Origin of the sequence: Kitasatospora sp. NPDC005751 (assembly GCF_040630835.1) — a bacterium.
Classification (GTDB): Bacteria; Actinomycetota; Actinomycetes; order Streptomycetales; family Streptomycetaceae; genus Kitasatospora.
On sequence record NZ_JBEXYC010000061.1, the window covers coordinates 1 to 12,538 of the forward strand.

The following is a 12,538-nucleotide window of genomic DNA, read 5'->3' on the forward strand; positions in this document are numbered from 1 at the left end:
GGCCGGATGTACCGCACCGGTGATGTGGTGCGCTGGCGTCAGGACGGTCTGCTGGACTTCCTCGGCCGTGCCGACGACCAGGTGAAGATCCGCGGCTACCGGGTCGAACCCGGCGAGATCGAGGACGCCATCGCCCTGGAGGCGGCCGTGGCCCAGGCCGCCGTGGTGGTCCGTGAGGACACCCCCGGCGTCAAGCGCCTGGTCGCCTACCTGGTGCCGGGTGAGGGTACCCTTATCGAGGCCGCCGCGGTCCGGCGTATGCTGGCCGCCCGGCTGCCCGAGTACATGGTGCCGTCGGCGTTCGTGGTGCTCGACGAGCTGCCGCTGACCGTCAACGGCAAGCTCGACCGCAAGGCCCTCCCCGCGCCCAGCGCCACCGACTTCACCGCGTCGGGACCGCTGCGCGGACCGAGGTACCCGAGCGAGCAGGCCGTGCACGCGGCGTTCACCGACGTGCTGGGCCTGCCCGCACTCGGGATCGACGAGAACTTCTTCGACCTCGGCGGCCACTCGCTGCTCGCGATGTCGCTGCTCCAGCGGATCCGGGCGGAGTTCGCCGGTGACTTCGGCCTCGCCGACCTGCTGGCCCGGCCGACCGTGGCGGCGCTCGCCGAGTTCCTCGTCGACCGTCTCGTCACGGCCTCGCTCGGCGAGGAGCCCGAGAGCACGCCGGCCTGTTCCGGCTGACCGCCCGTCCACCGACCACTACCCCAAGGAGACGACATGAGCGCCACCAACCCGTTCGAGGACGACGACGCCCGTTACTTCGTGCTCGTCAACGCGGAGAACCAGCACTCCCTCTGGCCCGCCTTCGCCGAGATCCCGGCCGGCTGGACGGTCGTGCACGGCGAGGACAGCCGTGAGGCGTGCACCGCCTACGTGGACGCCAACTGGACGGACATGCGCCCGGCCGGCCTGGTCGCCCGTACGGCCGCCGCCGGCGTCTGACCCACCACAGGGGGGACGGCCCGACCGGGCCGTCCCCCCGCCCCGTATTCGAATCAGTGACCAGACGGGCGAGCGATCGAGTGAGCGATGTGAGCAACCGACAGACGGAACCCGCCGCGGGGCCCCAGGACGGCCTGACGGCCGAGGACCTCGCGGACGAGGACCTGGCGCCCGGAGCACTCTCCCCGGAGCGCCGCCGTCGGGCCCGCGCCCTGCTGCGAAGCTCCCTGCGGCCCCACCGGGCCACGGTGGCCGCGGCGATGGTGGCGGCGGCGATCCGCCAGATCGCCCTCCTGGCCGTGCCGTGGTGCGTCAGCCAGGCCCTGGACGAGGGCATCAAGCCCGGCGACGGCGGCGCCCTGCTGCTCTGGTCCGGCGCCGCCGCCGGCGCCGCCGCGGTCCAGTTCGTCGGCCTCTACGGCTGGCAGTACTGGGCCGGCTACGCCGATGCCAAGGTGGGCGCCGACCTGAGGGGCCGACTGCTGCGCCACCTCTCCGGCCTCGACCGGGCCGCGCTCGCCTCGCGCGGGCACGGCGACCTCGCCATGCGCGCGACCCGCGACACCGACCTGGTCCGCGAGTGGGTGCACGGCCTGGCCGTCTGGGTGGTGCTGGCCACCACCTTCGTGGTCCTGCTGCCCGCCCTCGCCGCCCTCGACCTGACCCTGCTGCTGGTCACCCTGGCGACCCTGCCGTTCCTGGTCTGGGTCAACCTCCACTTCCCCAAGCGGTTCGCCGCCGCCAGCGGTGAGCTCTCCCGGGCCCACAGCGAACGCGCCGACGCCGTCGCCGACCTGCTCCAGGTGGGCACCGGCCTGCGCGGCACCGGCGGCCACCGGCCCCTGGTCGACCGCCACCACACCGCCAGCGCCGACGTCACCGACCGGACCGTCGTCGCTGCCCGGGTGGAGGCCGGCTGGGCGGCCGTGGCGCCGTTCGTCCCCCGGCTCGCCGTCGCGGCCGGCGTCGGCATCGGCGGCCTGGCCGTCCTCGACCAGCGGCTCTCCGTCGGCGACCTGGTCGCGTACACCTCCTGGATGGCGATCATCACCCTCGCCACCCGGGTCCTGGTGGACCGTCTGCTGGAGCGCGGCCAGGCCGACGTCGCGGCCGCCCGGATCGACGAGGCCCTGTGCATCCGCCCGGTGGTCGCCGAACCCGCCTCCGACCGGGCCGTGGACCTGCCCGCCTCCGGCACCCTGGTGCTGGCCGGCGCCACCGCCGTCCGGGACGGCCGGACCGTGCTCGGCCCGGTCGACCTGGCGGTCGGGGACGGCGAGTTCGTCGCCGTGGAAGGCGCCACCGGCTCCGGCAAGAGCACCCTGCTGCGCCTCGCCGTCCGCCTCGACGACCCGGACGCCGGAACCGTCTCCTACGGCGGCGTCGACCTGCGCGACGTCCGGCTGGACGAGGTCCGCTCGCGGATCGCCTACGTGTCCCAGCGGCCGGTCCTGCTCTCCGGCACCGTCGCCGACAACCTCCGGCTCGGCCGCGAGTTCGACGACGCGGCGCTGCACGAGGCCTGTCGGACCGCCGGCATCCACGACCAGCTCACCGCGATGCCCGACGGCTACCTGACCGAGCTGGGCGAGGGCGGCACCGCCCTCTCCGGCGGCCAGGTCCAGCGGCTGGCCATCGCCCGTGCCCTGCTCGGCGACCCCCGGGTGCTGCTGCTCGACGACTCGACCTCCGCGCTGGACACCACGACCGAGAAGCTCGTGCTGGAACGGCTGCGCGGCTGGGCCGCCGGCCGCACGGTCGTCTTCGCCTCGCACCGCGGCGCCGTCCTGGAGGCCGCCGACCGGGTGGCCCGGCTGCGCTCCCAGGCGTCCGACGACACCGCCACGACGACCCCCGGCACCCCCGGAGCCGACCCGACCGAAAGGCCCGAGAGCGCCATGACTGCGACCACCGCGGAGGCGGCCCATGGCTGAGCAGCCCCTGCTCCAGGACGAGGCGGACCACCGGGGGGTGCTGCGCCGGGCGGCGCCGTACCTGCGCCCGCACCGGGCCCGGCTCGTCGTCGCGCTGCTGGTCGGCCTCGCCGACTCCGCCGCGCTGGTCGCCGTCGCCCCGCTGGTCGGCGTGGCCGCCTACGCGCTCGACCACGAGGACCGCGGCGGCCTCGGCCTGGCCGTCCTGCTGCTCGCCGTGTTCGCGGTCGGCCAGCTGGTGCTGGCCCGGGTCGGCGAACTGCTGCTGATCCAGGGCGGCGAGCAGGTCGTCCGCACCCTGCGCGAGCAGTGCGTGGAGAACCTGGCGACCGCGCCGCTGCGCTTCCTGGAGACCCACCGCAGCGGCGAGCTGCTGCGCCGCTCGACCGGTGAGGTCGCCGCGCTGGCCGCGTTCGTCCGGCTGCACCTGCGCAGCCTGGTCGCCTCGGTGGCGACCCTGGTCTTCACCCTGGTGATGCTGGCCTGGTACTCCTGGGTGCTGCTCCTCGTCCAGCTGGTCGTCTTCGTCCCGCTGACCCTGCTGGTCACCCGCTGGTTCCAGCGCGACGCCGGCGCGGCCTTCGGCGCCAAGGCCGGCGCGGAGGCCACCGTCGCGGCCACCTTCTCCGAGACCCTGACCGCCCGTGAGGCCCTCCAGACCTCGCGCGGCCTGGCCGGGTGGACGCGCCGCTTCGACGGCGAGAACACCCGGGCGGTGCACGCCGCCCGCCGGGCGCTGCGGGTGGAGAACCGGATCGACCTGGTGAGCCTGATCGAGGGTCTGGCCCTCGTGGTGCTGCTGCTGGTCGGCGGCTGGCTGGTCGTGCGGGGCACCCTGACCATCGACGCCGTGGTCGTCTTCGTGCTCGCCAGCCGCAACCTCTTCGACTCCTTCGCCGACCTCTCGCAGCTGGTCGGCGAGGTGCAGACGGCGCGCACCGGCCTGGCCCGGCTGCTGGACCTGCTGGCGGCGACCGCGCCCGCGGACCGCCCGAAGACGGTCGCCGCCGCCCTGCCGGCCCGGGGCGACCTGCGCTGCGAGGGCGTCGAGTACGCCTACCGGGCGGACGGCCGCACCCTGCACGGGATCAGCCTGGACTTCCCCGAGGGGAGCCGCACCGGGGTCGTCGGTGAGACCGGCTCCGGGAAGACCACGCTGTCCAAGCTGCTCTGCGGCCTCTACCACCCGGACTCCGGCACCGTCAGCTTCGCCGGCACCGACCTCGCGGCCGTGCCCGAGGCGGAGCTGCGCCGCCGGATCGTGCTGGTGCCGCAGGAGGTCCGGATGGTCACCGGCACGGTGGCCGAGAACCTGGCCCTGGTCCAGGGCGCACCGGACCGGGCGGCCATCGAGCGGACGGTCGACCAGCTGGGCCTGCGGGCCTGGCTCGCCGAACTGCCGGGCGGTCTGGACGCGGAGGTCGGGCTGCGCGGCGGCAACCTGTCGGCGGGGGAGCGGCAGATCCTCGGCCTGGTCCGCGCGGTGCTGGCCGACCCGGCCGTCCTGGTCCTCGACGAGGCGACGGCCGACATCGACCCGGCCACCGCGGCCCGGCTGGAGCACGCCCTGGACGAGCTGCGGGCGGACTGCACGCTGATCGTGATCGCGCACCGGCCGGCCACCATCGCGCGGCTGCCCCGCGTCGTCCGGCTGGACGGCGGCCACCTGGTCGGTGACGAACCGGCAGGTGGACTGGCGATCGGGGCGACGCGACTGGTCTGACAATACGAGGTTAGGCTAACCTAATCGGAAGTGAGTGCTGGTGCCGCTCCCCGTTCACCGGGGGGCGGCTCCCGCGCCTCCCGGCCTGCGCACACCTCCCACCGGATTGGGCTGACCGATGACCACCGAAACCGCGCCGCCGCGCATGCGGATCGTTCGCCACCCGCTCAAGTACCGCCTGCTGGAAGTCCGGCGGGTCACCCGGGTCACGCCCGGCACGGTGCGGGTCACCTTCGGCGGTCCCGACCTCGAAGGTTTCTGCGAGCAGGCCCCGACCGACCACGTGAAGCTCTGCTTCGCCGAGGACGGGGCCGCCCTGCCGGTCGCGCCGGTGGTCGAGAACGACACCTGGATGGACGCTCCGGTCGAGCCGATCACCCGCGACTACACCGTGCGCCACTACCGGCGGGCCGAGCAGGAGCTCGACATCGACATGGTGCTGCACGGCACCGGCGTCGGCTCCAGCTGGGCCGAGGCCGCCGAACCCGGCATGCGGCTGGGCGTCCTGGGCCCGCGCGGGTCGGAGGAGATCCCCTTCGTCCACGACTGGTACCTGCTCGCGGCCGAGGAGACCGCCATCCCGGCGCTCGGCCGCTGGCTGGAGATGCTCCCCGCCGGCGTCAAGGTGATCGCCTTCGCCGAGGTGCCCGGGCCCGAGCACGAGCAGGTCTTCGAGACCGCCACCGACGCGACCGTCACCTGGCTGCACCGCGGCGACGCCCCGGCCGGCAGCACCGACCTGCTGGAGCGGGCCGTCCGCGCGGCGCAGCTGCCGCCCGGCCTGGGCTTCGCCTGGGTCGCGGGTGAGGCCAACGCGCTCAAGCCGATCCGCCGTCACCTGCGGGCGGAGCGCGGCCTGGACCGCCACCAGGTCGACGTGGACGGCTACTGGAAGCGTGGCGTCGCCAACCACGACCACCACGAGGGCGAGCACGAGCACGCATGACGACCGCCACTGTGCCGCGCGCCGCGGCTCCCGCCGCGGCCGGGGCGAAGACCACCCCGCCCGGGCGGATCGGCACCGGCCGGCGGCTGGCCTGGCTCCTCGGAGCACTGGTGCTGCTGGCCCTGCTCGCCCTCGCGGGCATCGCGATCGGCGCCCGTTACATCCCGCCCGGCCAGGTCCTGCACGTCCTGTTCCACCACGAGCCCACGTCCGAGGACTGGATCGTGGTGCACCACGCGCGGATCCCGCGCACGCTGCTCGGCATCGCCGTCGGCGCCGCCCTCGGGGTCGCCGGCGCGATGATGCAGGCGCTCACCCGCAACCCGCTGGCCGACCCCGGCCTGCTCGGCGTCAACGGCGGCGCCGCCGCGGCCGTCGCGGCCGGAACGGCCCTGTTCGACCTGCGGAGCTTCCACTCCTACATCTGGTTCGCCCTGGCGGGCGCCGCCGTCGCGGCCCTGGTGGTGCAGATCCTCGGTGGCGGCGGGCGGGCCTCGGCGACCCCCGCGCGCCTCGCGCTGGCCGGAACCGCCGTCACCGCCGTGCTGACCGCCTTCGTCAACGGCCTGATCCTGCTCGATCCGCTGACCCTCAACCGGTTCCGGTTCTGGCAGGTCGGCACGCTGGCCGGCGTCGACTCCGCGGTGCTCGGTCAGGTGCTGCCGTTCCTGGCGGCCGGCGGAGCGCTCGCCCTGCTGCTCGGCCGTCCGCTGAACGCCCTCGCCCTCGGCGACGACGCCGGGCACGCGCTGGGCGCCCACCCGGCCCGCACCCGGGCGTTCAGCCTGGTCGCCGTCACGCTGCTGTGCGGCGCCGCCACCGCGGCGGTCGGCCCGATCGCCTTCGTCGGCCTGGCCGTTCCGCACCTCGCCCGCCACGTCTGCGGCCCGGACCAGCGCTGGATCATGCTGCTCTCGGCGGTCCTGGCCCCGGTGCTGCTGGTCGGCGCGGACGTCCTCGGCCGGGTGCTCCTGCACCCGGCGGAGCTCCAGGCCGGCGTGGTCACCGCCTTCATCGGCGCGCCGCTCTTCATCGCCCTCGTCCGCGGCCGAAGGATCGCCCACCTGTGAACAGCCCCCTGACGGTCCCCCGGCCCGCCCCACCCGTCGTGACCGGGCCGGACGGGCCCGCCGCCCGGCCCCCCGTCCCGCTGCGCGCGCTGCGGCTGCCCGGCGGGCGCTCGCTGCGCTGGCACCGGCGGGCGACGGTGGTCGGCGGGCTGCTGGTGCTCGCGCTGCTCGGCGTCTGCGCCTGGCTGCTGACGGCCGGTGACTACCCGCTGCCGGTCTCCGACGTGATCGACGTGCTCACCGGCGGCGGCGTCCGCGCGGACCGCTACATCGTCATGGAGGTGCGGCTGCCGCGGCTGCTGACCGCCCTGCTGGTGGGCGCCGCGCTCGGCCTGGCCGGCGCGCTCTTCCAGACGCTCGCCCGCAACCCGCTGGGCAGCCCGGACGTCATCGGCTTCACGGTCGGCTCGGCCACCGGGGCGCTGGCGGTCATCCTGGTGATCGGCGGCAGCGCCGCCACCGTCGCCTTCGGCGCCGTGGCGGGCGGGCTGGTCACCGCGTTCCTGGTCTACCTGCTGGCCCGGCGCGGCGGCACCCAGGGCTACCGGCTGGTGCTGGTCGGCATCGGGGTCAGCTCGCTGCTCTCCTCGCTCAACGCCTACCTGATCGCCCGGGCCTCGTTCAGCGACGCGCAGAGCGCGGCGGTCTGGCTGACCGGCAGCCTCAACGCCCGGGGCTGGGAGCACTGCGGGCCGATGGCGCTCGCGCTGGCCGTCCTGCTGCCGGCGGCGGTGCTGCTCGGCCGCCCGCTGCGGATGCTGGAGATGGGCGACGACGCGGCCTCCTCGCTCGGGGTGCGCACCGAGCGGGTGCGGATCCGGCTGGTGCTGATCGGCGTCGCGCTGACGGCCGCCGCCACCGCCGCGGCCGGCCCGGTCCCGTTCGTGGCGCTGATCGCCCCGCAGGCCGTCCGCCGGCTGACCCGGGCCACCGGCCCCAACCTGGTGGGCTCCGCGCTGCTGGGCGCGGTGCTGCTGGCCGTCAGCGACCTGGCGGCGCAGCGCCTGCTCGCCCCCACCCAGCTGCCGGTCGGTGTGTTCACCGGCGTGGTGGGCGGCTGCTACCTGGTCTGGCTGATCGCCGGTCAGTGGCGGGCCTCGCGCGGCTGACCCCGCACAGCCGAAGTCCCCGGGTCCGATCACGGGCCCGGGGACTTCGGCGCTACGGCGGCGGTCTCAGCCCTCCAGCGTCCTGAGGAAGACCAGGGAGCGGCGGGCCGGGTCCAGCCGGCCGGCCCAGGCCCGCGGTGCGAGCGCGGCCGGGATCTCCTCGAAGCCGTAGCGGCGGAAGAGCGCTCCGCCGCCGGTGCTGGCGGTGACGAGGGTGCGCACCCCGTGCCGCCCGGCCTCGTCCAGCAGGGCGTCCAGGAGCTGCGAGCCGAGGCCCGCGCCGCGCAGGCCCTCGCGGACGCAGAAGTTGTGCACCAGCCCCGGGGCGGGGTGGGCCGGGAGCTCGGGGGCGAGCAGTCGCAGTGCCACGCAGCCGTCCGGTCCGGACGGGCCGTCGACCAGGAGGAAGCGGTCCTCCGGCGAGCGGTAGTCGGCCGGCCGGCGGCGGCGCAGCTCACCCGAGGCCATGGACGGCTCGGAGAGCGCGAAGAGCGCCGCCGCGTCGGCCGCCGTCGCCCGCCGTACCGGCAGGGTTCCGGTACCGGTGCGGCTCACCTGGTCCTCGACCGGTGTCCGGGTGCCATCGGGACCACCAGCGGGGTACCGGTCTGCGGGTCCTCGATCACCTGGCAGGGCAGGTCGAAGACCTTCTCGACCAGTTCGGCGGTGACGATCTCGCCGGGCGGGCCCTGGGCCACCACCGCGCCGTCCCGCATGGCGATCAGGTGACTGGCGTAGCGGGCGGCCTGGTTGAGGTCGTGGAGCACCGCGACGAGGGTGCGGTTCTGCTCCTCGTGGAGCCGGGCGCACAGGTCGAGGACCTCGACCTGGTGGGCGATGTCGAGGAAGGTGGTCGGCTCGTCGAGCAGCAGCAGCGGGGTCTGCTGGGCGATGGCCATCGCCAGCCAGACCCGCTGGCGCTGGCCGCCGGAGAGCTCGTCGACGAAGCGGGCGGCGAGGGTGGCGACGTTGGTGGCGGCCATCGACTCCGCGACCACCCGGTCGTCCTCCCTGGACCACTGCCGGAACAGCCCCTGGTGCGGGTAGCGCCCGCGGGAGACCAGGTCGGCCACGGTGATGCCGTCGGGCGCGGTGGAGCTCTGCGGGAGCAGGCCCAGCCGGCGGGCGAGTTCCTTCGAGGGCAGCGCGCTGATCTGCTCGCCGTCCAGCAGGACCCGGCCGGCGGCCGGCTTGAGCAGCCTGGCGAACGCCCGCAGCAGGGTGGACTTGCCGCAGGCGTTGGGGCCGACGATGACGGTGAAGGAGCCGTCCGGCACGCCGATCGACAGGTCGGTCGCGATGGCGCGGTCGCCGTAGCGCAGCGTCACGTGGTCGGCGTAGAGCCGCCCGGACTCCTCGGGCGCGGTCACGAGGCCTCCAGGAGCTGGTCGGTGGTCAGCACGACGGCGCACTTCTCGGCGGCCCAGCGCAGGCCCTCCAGGTGCTTCTCGGCGGAGAAGTCGGCGGTGGCGTCGGCCACCACGAAGGCCTGGATGTCGCGGCTCCAGGCGTCGGCCGCCGTCATCAGCACGCCGATGTGGGCGTAGACGCCGACCAGCACCAGTTGGTCGCGGCCGGACCGGGCCAGGATGTCGGCCAGTTCGGTGCGGGCGAAGGCGCTGTACTTCCACTTGAGCAGCAGGGTGTCGCCCTCGGCCGGGGCGACCGCCTCCGGGACGGCCTGCGCCCATGCGTCGGCGGGCAACCCGGGCCCCCAGAAGTCCAGTTGGAGGCCGCGCTGCTCGGGGGTCTGCCCACCGCGCTGGTGCGAGTAGACGACGGGCACGCCGTTCCCGCGGGCGTACTCCAGGACCTGGGCGGTCCGGGCGAGGGCCGGGGCCAGCGGCGGGCCCTCGGCGGGGAACGCGGACAGGAAGTAGTTCTGCAGGTCGTGGACGAGCAGGACGGCCCGGGCGGGGTCGACCCGCCACGGGACCTTGGGCGCGGGGAGCTGGTCGACCCGCGGGGGATCGTACGGGGCGATGGTGGGCAGAGCCATGGTGTCTGGACTTGCTCTCTTCCGGGGCGGAGCGTCAGGAGGTGGTGGTGCGGAGGTCCTTCTTGCTGACCTTGCCGATGCCGGTCTGCGGGAACTCGGTCACGAACTCGACCAGGTCGGGCACCTTGTAGTCGGCCAGGCCGCGGGCGCGCACGAAGGCCTTCAGCTCGACGACGCGCGGGCGGGGCGCCTCGGGGCGCAGGATCACGTAGGCCCGGCTGCGTTCGCCGAGGTGCTCGTCGGGCACGGCGACCACGGACACGTCGTGGACGGCCGGGTGGGCGAGCAGCACGTTCTCGACCTCCTCGGCGGCGACCTTCTCGCCGCCCCGGTTGATCTGGTCCTTGGCCCGGCCCTCGACCACCAGGTGGCCGGTGGCGGTCCGGCGGACCAGGTCGCCGGTGCGGTAGAAGCCGTCCCCGGTGAAGGCGGTGGCGTTGTGCCCGGGCGCGTTCCAGTAGCCGCGGATGGTGTACGGGCCGCGGGTGAGCAGGTGGCCGGTGGCGCCGTCGGGCAGGTCGCGGTCCTCGTCGTCGACCACCCGCACCTCGTCGGCGGGGGAGATCGGACGGCCCTGGGTGGTCAGCACGGTGTCCTGCGGGTCCTCGGGCCGGGTGTAGTTCACCAGGCCCTCGGCCATGCCGAAGACCTGCTGGAGGGCGCAGCCGAGCGCGGGACCGAGCCGGCGGGCGGCCTCCTCGCTGAGCTTGGCCCCGCCCACCTGGAGCAGGCGCAGACTGGAGAGGTCCCGGCCGGCGCCGGGCGCCGCGTTGGCCCAGGCGAGGGCGAGCGGCGGGACGACGCCGGTCAGCGTGACCCGCTCGCTCTCGATCAGCGCCAGCGCGGTGGCCGGGCTGGGCTCGGGGGCGAGGACCACCCGGCCGCCGGCGTGGAAGACGCCGAGGCTGCCGGGGGAGCTGAGCGGGAAGTTGTGCGCGGCGGGCAGCGCGCAGAGGTAGACGGTCTCCGCGCTCAGCTCGCAGATCGCGGCGGACTCGCGGACGCTGTACAGGTAGTCGAAGTGGTAGCGGGGGATCAGCTTGGGCAGACCGGTGCTGCCGCCGGAGAGCTGGAGGAAGGCCAGGTCGGTGGCGGCGGGAGGGTCCTGGACCGGGGCGGGCTCGTCGGCGCGCAGGTCGTCCAGCGAGGTGTGGGGCCCCGGGTCGCCGGCCACGAAGACCTCGGCGAGGGCGGGCACCGCCGCGGTGACCCGGCCGGCCATCTCCCGGTAGTCGAAGCCGGCGTGCCGGTCGGCCACGATCAGCGCGCGGGCCCCGGCGAACTCGCAGAAGTAGGAGATCTCGGCGTGCCGGTGGGCGGGCAGCGCCATCACCGGCACCACCCCGGCGCGCAGCGCGCCGATGAACACCTCGTAGAACTCGGCCACGTTGGGGAGCTGGAGGACGATCCGCTCGCCCCGGCGGATGCCCCGGGCCAGCAGCCCGGTGGCCATCCGGTCGGCCCGCCGGTCGAGTTCGGCGTAGCTCCACCGACGCTCCCCGTCGACGACCGCGATCTGCCCCGGCCGCTCGGCGGCGTGCCGGCGGACCATCTCGTCGAGCAGTTCGTCGGTCCAGTAGCCGGCCGCCCGGTAGCGGCGGACGTACTCCTCGGGCCAGTCGGTCACTTGTCGTCTCCCAGTCCGGCGGCGTGGAGAAAGGTGCGGAACTTCGCGCTGGTCTCGGCGAGTTCGTGCTCCGGCACGGAGCCCGAGACGACGCCGGCGCCGGCGAACAGCCGCAGGCCGTCCCCGTCGGCCTCCGCGCAGCGGAGTGTGACGACCCATTCGCCGTCGCCGTCGGCGTCCCCCCAGCCGACCACCCCGGTGTAGAACCCGCGGTCGAAGGGCTCCAGCGTACCGATCAGCGCGCGGGCCCGGTCGGTCGGCGTCCCGCAGACCGCCGGCGTGGGGTGCAGGTCGAGCGCGAGGTCGAGCGCGCTGGTGGCGGGGTCGCGCAGGGTGCCGGTGACGACCGTGGACAGGTGCCACATCGCGGCGGTGCGGATCACCGACGGCTGCTCGGGCACGACCAGGTCGTAGCAGTGGGGTTCGAGCGCGCGCCGGACGGCGTCCACCACGAAGGCGTGCTCCGCGAGGTCCTTCGGGGACTCCAGCAGGGCGGCGGCGCGCCGCCGGTCCTCGACCGGGTCGGCGCTGCGCGCGGCCGAGCCGGCCAGCGGGTTGGAGGTGACGGCGGTGCCGCGCCGGGAGACCAGCAGCTCGGGGCTGGCGCCGACCAGGGTCGCGCTGCCCTGGCCGGGGACGGCGAAGGTGTAGCCGTGCGGGTCACGGTGGATCAGCCGGCGGAGCATGGCCGGGAGGTCGGCGCCGCCGGGGGTGGACAGTTCCAGGGTCCGGGCGAGGACGACCTTGCTGAGTTCGCCGTCCGCGGCGAGGATCCGGACGGCGTCGGCGACGGCGTCCCGGTAGCCCTCGGGGGCCGGGACGGCACGGCTGGTCCAGACCGGGCCGGTGCGGTCCCCGGGCGCGAGCCGCAGCAGCGGGTCGTCGTGGACCGGCTGGGCCCACTGGGTCCGGTCGGGTATGAAGAGCGCGGCCGGGCGGCCGGGGGCGAAGGGGACGGCGCCGACCACGAGCGGGTCGGGCCGCTCCGGGGTGCGCGCCTTCCGCAGCAGGCGGGTGGCCTCGGCGGGATCTGGGACGGCCGCCCGGCTGCCCGTGGCGAGCAGCGTCCGTCTCGGACCGGCGAAGAACGCCCGGTCGGGCCCCGGGCGGTAGGCGGCCAGCAGGGCGCCGCCGACGCGGTGGTCCGCGGTGGTGCCGCCGGTCTCGTTCACTGTGGTCATG

General features: G+C 75.2%; 12 protein-coding genes. 7 read left to right on the forward strand and 5 right to left on the reverse strand.

Features of this window, described 5'->3' with window-relative positions:
• From ABZ497_RS31590 to ABZ497_RS31620, 7 genes are all read left to right on the forward strand, one after another.
• Nucleotides 1–687 (forward strand): phosphopantetheine-binding protein (locus tag ABZ497_RS31590; RefSeq protein WP_359810243.1); only part of this gene is annotated, 687 nt, incomplete at its 5' end.
• Nucleotides 688–723: 36 nt separating this feature from the next.
• Entirely contained in the window at nucleotides 724–948 is a 225-nt protein-coding gene (locus ABZ497_RS31595; RefSeq protein WP_329491520.1) for an MbtH family protein, read from the forward strand.
• 89 nt (nucleotides 949–1,037) lie between these two features.
• Entirely contained in the window at nucleotides 1,038–2,882 is a 1,845-nt protein-coding gene (locus ABZ497_RS31600; protein WP_359810246.1) for an ABC transporter ATP-binding protein, read from the forward strand.
• A complete protein-coding gene (locus ABZ497_RS31605) occupies nucleotides 2,875–4,605 on the forward strand; it encodes an ABC transporter ATP-binding protein (RefSeq protein WP_359810249.1) in 1,731 nt (576 codons plus the stop codon). The genes ABZ497_RS31600 and ABZ497_RS31605 overlap by 8 nt, the downstream gene beginning before the upstream one ends.
• Nucleotides 4,606–4,723: 118 nt before the next feature.
• The gene (locus ABZ497_RS31610) at nucleotides 4,724–5,551 is read left to right on the forward strand and encodes a siderophore-interacting protein (protein WP_359810252.1); all 828 of its coding nucleotides are present in this window, start codon (nucleotides 4,724–4,726) and stop codon (nucleotides 5,549–5,551) included.
• The gene (locus ABZ497_RS31615; protein WP_359810255.1) at nucleotides 5,548–6,621 is read left to right on the forward strand and encodes an iron chelate uptake ABC transporter family permease subunit; all 1,074 of its coding nucleotides are present in this window, start codon (nucleotides 5,548–5,550) and stop codon (nucleotides 6,619–6,621) included. The genes ABZ497_RS31610 and ABZ497_RS31615 overlap by 4 nt, the downstream gene beginning before the upstream one ends.
• Nucleotides 6,618–7,730, forward strand: coding sequence for an iron chelate uptake ABC transporter family permease subunit (locus ABZ497_RS31620; protein ID WP_359810258.1), 1,113 nt, complete (start codon nucleotides 6,618–6,620; stop codon nucleotides 7,728–7,730). Before ABZ497_RS31615 ends, ABZ497_RS31620 begins: the two co-directional genes overlap by 4 nt.
• A gap of 66 nt (nucleotides 7,731–7,796) precedes the next feature.
• On the opposite strand, the gene ABZ497_RS31625 is transcribed toward ABZ497_RS31620, so the two are convergent.
• The 5 genes from ABZ497_RS31625 to ABZ497_RS31645 are packed head-to-tail and all read right to left on the reverse strand — an operon-like array spanning nucleotide 7,797 to nucleotide 12,537.
• Nucleotides 7,797–8,285: a GNAT family N-acetyltransferase gene (locus ABZ497_RS31625; protein ID WP_359810261.1), complete on the reverse strand. Its 489-nt coding sequence runs from the start codon at nucleotides 8,283–8,285 to the stop codon at nucleotides 7,797–7,799.
• Complete coding sequence (locus tag ABZ497_RS31630; protein WP_359810264.1) at nucleotides 8,282–9,100, reverse strand: ABC transporter ATP-binding protein; 819 nt, start codon at nucleotides 9,098–9,100, stop codon at nucleotides 8,282–8,284. Before ABZ497_RS31630 ends, ABZ497_RS31625 begins: the two co-directional genes overlap by 4 nt.
• Entirely contained in the window at nucleotides 9,097–9,729 is a 633-nt protein-coding gene (locus ABZ497_RS31635; RefSeq protein ID WP_329491528.1) for an isochorismatase family protein, read from the reverse strand. The genes ABZ497_RS31630 and ABZ497_RS31635 overlap by 4 nt, the downstream gene beginning before the upstream one ends.
• 34 nt (nucleotides 9,730–9,763) lie before the next feature.
• Complete coding sequence (locus ABZ497_RS31640; protein WP_359810266.1) at nucleotides 9,764–11,356, reverse strand: (2,3-dihydroxybenzoyl)adenylate synthase; 1,593 nt, start codon at nucleotides 11,354–11,356, stop codon at nucleotides 9,764–9,766.
• The gene (locus ABZ497_RS31645; protein ID WP_359810269.1) at nucleotides 11,353–12,537 is read right to left on the reverse strand and encodes an isochorismate synthase; all 1,185 of its coding nucleotides are present in this window, start codon (nucleotides 12,535–12,537) and stop codon (nucleotides 11,353–11,355) included. Before ABZ497_RS31645 ends, ABZ497_RS31640 begins: the two co-directional genes overlap by 4 nt.
• Nucleotide 12,538 lies beyond the last annotated feature (1 nt).

Coding starts and splice junctions, on each gene's coding strand:
- ABZ497_RS31645 (WP_359810269.1), bottom strand. CDS start 12,537: ATGACCACAGTGAACGAGACCGGCGGCACCACCGCGGACCACCGCGTC.
- ABZ497_RS31610 (WP_359810252.1), top strand. CDS start 4,724: ATGACCACCGAAACCGCGCCGCCGCGCATGCGGATCGTTCGCCACCCG.
- ABZ497_RS31635 (WP_329491528.1), bottom strand. CDS start 9,729: ATGGCTCTGCCCACCATCGCCCCGTACGATCCCCCGCGGGTCGACCAG.
- ABZ497_RS31595 (WP_329491520.1), top strand. CDS start 724: ATGAGCGCCACCAACCCGTTCGAGGACGACGACGCCCGTTACTTCGTG.
- ABZ497_RS31615 (WP_359810255.1), top strand. CDS start 5,548: ATGACGACCGCCACTGTGCCGCGCGCCGCGGCTCCCGCCGCGGCCGGG.
- ABZ497_RS31605 (WP_359810249.1), top strand. CDS start 2,875: ATGGCTGAGCAGCCCCTGCTCCAGGACGAGGCGGACCACCGGGGGGTG.